The sequence below is a fragment of the Oleiphilus sp. HI0061 genome (assembly GCF_001635675.1).
The window spans coordinates 1-1,086 of the sequence record NZ_LWFE01000050.1 but is presented as its reverse complement, the minus strand read 5'-3'; the positions used below and the strand labels follow the sequence as shown (position 1 = coordinate 1,086).

General features: G+C 42.6%; 1 pseudogene. It reads left to right on the top strand.

Annotated features, from left to right (window positions below):
- Positions 1-123: 123 nt before the first annotated feature.
- Positions 124-1,086: pseudogene (locus A3735_RS00750) on the top strand (glutamate--cysteine ligase); the annotation flags it as partial.

Genomic DNA, 1,086 nt, shown 5'->3' with positions numbered 1-1,086 from the left:
TCAGGTATTAATAAGTCTTTGTGCCAGATCAAGGCATTGGATAAGAAGTTTGTTCATAGTATGAGTTATAGATTTTGTTTTGAAGCTGATTCAGAAAGCACCATTGATACAGAGTACGGATAGATGGGAATTGATATAGATAAGAGCAGTTTTGCAGAAAGTGATTATCGAGACTTTGAAAAAAAACTGCAGACCAACCTTTCCAGCTTGAGCTCCCTATTGTCACAGACAGGCTTTGGAAAAAAGAAACCGGGTAGTGCTATTTTGGGTGCCGAGCTCGAAATGTATATTGTTGATAGCAAGGGAGAGCCCTTGTTGCTGAATCAAGAAATCTTAGATGCTGCTGATGACAAACAACTGACTCTGGAGATTAACCGCTATAACCTGGAATATAACCTGACTCCATATTCCCTGTCGGATGCGCCGTTTAAGTCGACAGAAAATGAGATTTGCCGCCAGCTGTCGAAGCTAAATGATATTGCTGCAAAATATGAAGGTCGCATATTTCCTGTCGGTATACTTCCTACGCTGGATAATTCTCATTTCGGGCCTGTTTGTATGACGGACCGCCAGCGTTATAGAACCTTGGTTGAGCAATTGTTTGAACGTCGTGGGCGTGAATTTGAAATTGATATTAACGGTAGACCTCCTTTACAAATGGATATGCAGGACGTTACCTTGGAAGGTGCGAATACTTCATTCCAGATTCATTATCGAGTCGACCCTGAAGACTATGCAAATACCTTCAATGCCTTTCAAATGGTGACGCCTTTAGTGTTAGCTTTAGGTGCTAATTCACCCGGTTTATTTGGTCACGACCTCTGGTGTGAAACACGAGTACCTTTGTTTAAGCAGTCTATCGATACGCGAATAAAAGATAGATACCGATGGAACGAGCCTTCTAGGGTAAGTTTTGGGCAAGGCTGGGTACGCCGCTCTGCTTTGGAATTATTTCAGGAAACAGCTTCGATATTTTCACCTTTATTGCCAATATGCAGTGAACAGGACCCAGAAGCCCAGATGGCAGAAGGGAAAGCACCTAGCTTATCAGAGTTGCGACTTCATCAAAGCTCTGTTTGGTTGTGG